Annotated in this window: 4 protein-coding genes; all 4 read left to right on the forward strand. The window is 45.9% G+C overall.

What is annotated here, in order from left to right; genetic code table 11:
- Window positions 1-484 precede the first annotated feature (484 nt).
- On the forward strand, window positions 485-1591 hold the full coding sequence (locus BM123_RS23595; protein ID WP_090173592.1) for an efflux RND transporter periplasmic adaptor subunit: 1107 nt from the start codon (window positions 485-487) through the stop codon (window positions 1589-1591).
- Between the two features lie 42 nt (window positions 1592-1633).
- Entirely contained in the window at window positions 1634-1873 is a 240-nt protein-coding gene (locus BM123_RS24115) for a hypothetical protein (RefSeq protein WP_139212083.1), read from the forward strand.
- A gap of 598 nt (window positions 1874-2471) precedes the next feature.
- On the forward strand, window positions 2472-3575 hold the full coding sequence (locus BM123_RS23600) for a hypothetical protein (protein WP_090173593.1): 1104 nt from the start codon (window positions 2472-2474) through the stop codon (window positions 3573-3575).
- 270 nt (window positions 3576-3845) lie between these two features.
- Window positions 3846-4499: DUF4221 family protein (locus tag BM123_RS23610; protein ID WP_139212084.1), on the forward strand; the 654-nt coding region annotated here is incomplete at its 3' end.

Here is a 4499-nt window from a genome sequence, read left to right on the forward strand (position 1 = left end):
GCTTAGCGTCCCGTCGGTCTGCTTCCAGCTAGAAGTAAGATCGTAACTTTTAGGTAGCTAACCACAATTTCCGATCCTGTCACAAACATACAAGCATCCGGTGAGTATGCGTTAGCCCTGCCCCCCCCCCCACATCCTAGCCCTGGACAGGGCGTTTACGCGTAGCGATGGCTGACGGAGTCGGCAGCGCCGACGAAGGAGCCCATCGTACGAATAGCCAGACAACCCATCCCACCTCCAAGGCTATTCTCTCCTAAGACGGCTTTATTTTTTTCAGGTCATTTTCGGTCCGTCTTGCCAAAATCTAAACACTTCAAATGTTTGATAATTAGTATTTTATAGGTTATAAGGCTCATTTTATCACCTGATATAGTGCTTACTATCTGATGTAAAATGCCGCTGCAAGTATCCCGTTTTTGCCTAACTTGCGTTCAAAGAGCATTGCCTGCTAAGGCGATGATCTATTTTGAGCGACATAATACCTATGCTATTAACTAAAAAACGTTTTCCCGGACTGCCAGCAGTTGTCGGACTATTCCTCTGCCTAAGCCTCGCCTCCTGCCAGGAAACACCAGCAGCCGATGAGGTAGCCGCAAAGCCCGTAGCCAACACCCAATCCGCCGCCGAAATCCCCCTCGTAAGCCTGTACACGGCCAGGAGCGGCCGCCTTCCCCTGCGCCGGCAAGCTACCGGTAAACTGCGTGCCCGGCGGGAGATCGTCATCAAAAGCCAGAGCGGCGGTCTGGTGTTGTCCGCCCCCACGGAAGGTGCCTACTATAAGGAAGGCGAGCTATTACTCGCCACCGACCCCCGCCCGCTGGAGCTGGCGCGCGACCGCGCGGCCGCCGCACGGGAAGAAGCCGCCTTCCGCCAGCGAGACCTTTTATTGAGGATAAGCACCAATCTGCCGCCGGGGGATTCATTGGAGATCACGGACCTGGCACGGCAAAACATCCTCATCCAGTCAGGCCTGCCCGCCGCCGAGGTGGCGGTGCGGGAGGCGGAGTACCAGTTGAGTCTGGCGCGCTTAGCTGCGCCCTTCTCCGGCCGGGCGGCTGATGTGAAAGTGCTGAAGGGGCAGCAAGTGAATATGGGAGAGGAGATTTGCACGCTCATCGATCCTAATTCTCTGGAGGCAGAGTTTTCTTTATTGGAGCAGGAGTTGGCGAGCACGCAGGTGCAAAGTAAGGTCTACGTCAGCACAGTTACTCAGCCTGATGTCCGTATCCCTGCGACTCTCGACATCCTCAACCCCCGCATCGACGCCGGCGGCCTGCTCCGCGCCCGCGCCCGCCTGCGAGACTATGGCAAAGCCCGCCTCTACCCCGGCATGAACGTCACCGTTACCCTCGAGACCATGGCTCCCACCGCTGTCTTATTGCCCAAGTCTGCTGTCGTTGTTCGTTCCGGCCGCTCCCTCGTCTTCACCTACGACGAAGGCTCGCAGCGCGCCAAATGGCAATATGTCACCGTTGGCTACGAAAACGACGAGCTCGTCGCCGTCACCGAAGGCGTCGAGGCTGGTCAGCAGGTCATCGTCTCCGGCGGGCTGACGCTGGACCATGATGTGGTGGTGCGGGTGGAAGAATAGACTTTTAAAATTTCATGTATAACCTATTAACGCACATACATTATGCAAATTAAAACCAGATCACAAATAGCCGTTGAATACGGCGTCTGCCGCAAAACCCTACGCAAATGGATGGCGGATAGCGGGTTTGAGTTTCCCCGTCACCTTACTACGTCTTGGCAGAAATTAGTCTACGAGCAATTTGACTACCCACCGGGTGTAGAATACGAATCGTACCAATCCGTCCGCCTCCCCCGCCAATACCGCGATTTTTTCGAAAATAATTCCTCCAAAGCTTCCTGATGTCAGCCTATGTCCTTAATGCCGACTCGAAGTTTGGGGAAGTTTGGGGAAGTTTGGGGAAGTTTGGGGAAGTTTGGGGAAGTTTGGGGAAGTTGCAATTAATGCTCCCCTAAATTGGTTCTCGATAACAGGCTCCATCGCGCCTTTTGGTAATGGCCTTTACCTGTGTAAGGAAATACCAGGTTGAAACCCTTTTTTATGAAGACTTTAGTTCTTAGATTAACGACCATCTTAGGTATGGTCATGTTTTGTATGATGCCTATGGCAAATGCTGCCCCGTGTCCGACTGGGGTTTCCACAGTCCAATCCTCATGGTGGAAGCCTTCTAATACCACTTATTACACAATGTGTAGCTGTATGACAGTAAAAGGATATAGTGCTAGTGGAAGTTGTGGAACGGGCGGCGGTGGTGGAGATCAAGAGTAGTAATTGGATCTCATATCAAACAGACGTTCAACCTGCTGAGACTTTTAAAGAAGTCACTTTTATAAAGGTAGGTAGAGACAGGACTTAAGTTTCCCTCAGTTACCCTAAGTATAGTTGGTGGCTGAGGGAAGTCCGTTTTGTAGCCTTACATTTGGTGGTGAACACTAAATTTATGAGACGAGTCATTTTTAAATTCTTAGAGATAGAAAATTTTATGAGAAATTATATTTTTGCATTGCTGATGCTTGTTTTTTTCTCTTGTGGAAGTGATGTAGATATAGTAACCTACAAAGTTGTCAGAGGTGACTCAATAGAAGAACGTACTTCACAGCGATTTGAGTTAAAAGGAGAAAATTTTGGTCCACAAAATAGGTTTGGACAATTGATAGACATCTCTATTGTTAATGGAGCTAAAATAGTTCAGGATAATAAAAGCGAATATGCCTTTTGGCGTTTAGAAGGGGAAGATGATCTAATTTCTTTTCAAGTTATAGGTGAAGGGCCAAACGAAGTTGAAAACGCTGACTTTGTTAAAATGGTGAACAATATAAAATCTTCAAACGAACTAATTTTTTTCGATTATTCTAGAAAGAGCTTAAACTCCGTAAGTATTTCACCTAACTCAGGCTTTAAAAAGTATAGCGATATTCCTGATCAGTACTGGGGGCGAATGCAAAGTGCGGTTAATATAAGTGATTCGTTAATTGCTATTACAGGCCTTTTTGATGAGACAAAATTCATGGTGTTCAACGGGAATAATCAACAAGAAGCCTGGCGTTCAGTTTATGCAAATTCGTTTTCTACAGAATTGTCAGAAGAGGAAAGACTTGAGGTAGCACCTAGAAGTATTGAATATAATGAAAAAAATGACATGATTGTATTGTCAAACCCAAGCGTTAATTCGATTGATTTGTTTTCGGTAAATGGAAGTCTGGTTAAAATGTATAGTTTTGACGAATTCGAAAACTTAACCACAGAAAGTATATTTAGCCCTGATTTTTTCTACTATTATGGTGTTAAAACTCAAGAAAATCTGGTTTATGGCCTTTATCTTGGAGTAGAAAGAAAAACAATTGACCTGCAGGACTTGTTTTTATCTAGTACTCGTCCTGAATTACATATTTATAACTTGCTTACAGATGATCTTCTTAGGTACAGACTGGACCGTGTAGTTAACGCGTGTGTTATTGATGCTAATAATAATGTTGTATATTGTATCGACGAAGATAATGAGGACCAACCTTTAGTGAAATATGAAATTTCTGAAATATTTTAGCCTTTTTTTTGTAGGCCTTTTACTCTCTTTATTCCTCATATTTGGCGTGGAATATGGAGCTGGTTCCCACTATTCGAACGGTGAAGAATGCATAATCGCATCTGGACAAAAAGAGGTTTACGTTCACTGGTTCGTTCCTATGAATAACATGATTTCTGATTTTTGTGACGGCAGCCTGACTCCAAGATATTACGAAGCGAAAGAAAAGTGTAACTGCGTAGACTAATTATACTATTACTGTGTTTTACATCTTCTGTTTACAAAGTGGGCTTGAGCACTAGGCATTTAGTAGCCCACTGCGTTACAGCCTTTTTCTTATCGGTGACGCTGGGCTGTGGAAGTAGTGCTAGTGAGAATGGTGAAGAACTGGTAGTCTCCTCCGCCAAAATCAAAATAGGAGCAGAGCAACTGTCAGACTACAGGGTTTTTGATGCTGTTTACAGTTATGGAAATACCGTGCTCATTGGCTACAATCTCCAATCCTCCAGTCTGGATGTTTTTGATGTAACCCATCGAAAACTACTCCATGTCAAGCTAATCAGTAAAACCGGCCCCGAGGCTGTTTCTGATGTCCTCTCCTTTTCCATGAGGAATGACTCCATCGTCTGGTTTGCCTGTATGAACCGTTTCATCGTTTATAATGTAAACCAGCAGAAGTTAATTCGGTCACACGCTCTGGAAGACTTAAATGACCACTATTCTCTCGCCCGCTACAGCTATTTCTTTGATAATCGCGGTCAACTGGTAGCGCTGAATGATTCTACGGCCATTCTTTCAGCGGCTCATTTTCCACTCTATGATGGTAATTCTAATCTTACCTTGGCCGCCTTAAACGTAAATACGGGTAAGGTTCAAGAATTAGTTCCGGGCATTCCGGAGTGGGTAAGTGGAAATCACCATTTTGGCGGACTGAATACCCTGCAC

Source organism: Neolewinella agarilytica (genome assembly GCF_900110645.1).
In the GTDB taxonomy this organism is placed as follows: Bacteria; Bacteroidota; Bacteroidia; order Chitinophagales; family Saprospiraceae; genus Neolewinella; species Neolewinella agarilytica.

Bases quoted from the DNA above. Each gene is read 5' to 3' on its own strand.
- BM123_RS23595 (WP_090173592.1), top strand. From the start codon at position 485: ATGCTATTAACTAAAAAACGTTTTCCCGGACTGCCAGCAGTTGTCGGA.
- BM123_RS24115 (WP_139212083.1), top strand. From the start codon at position 1,634: ATGCAAATTAAAACCAGATCACAAATAGCCGTTGAATACGGCGTCTGC.
- BM123_RS23600 (WP_090173593.1), top strand. From the start codon at position 2,472: ATGAGACGAGTCATTTTTAAATTCTTAGAGATAGAAAATTTTATGAGA.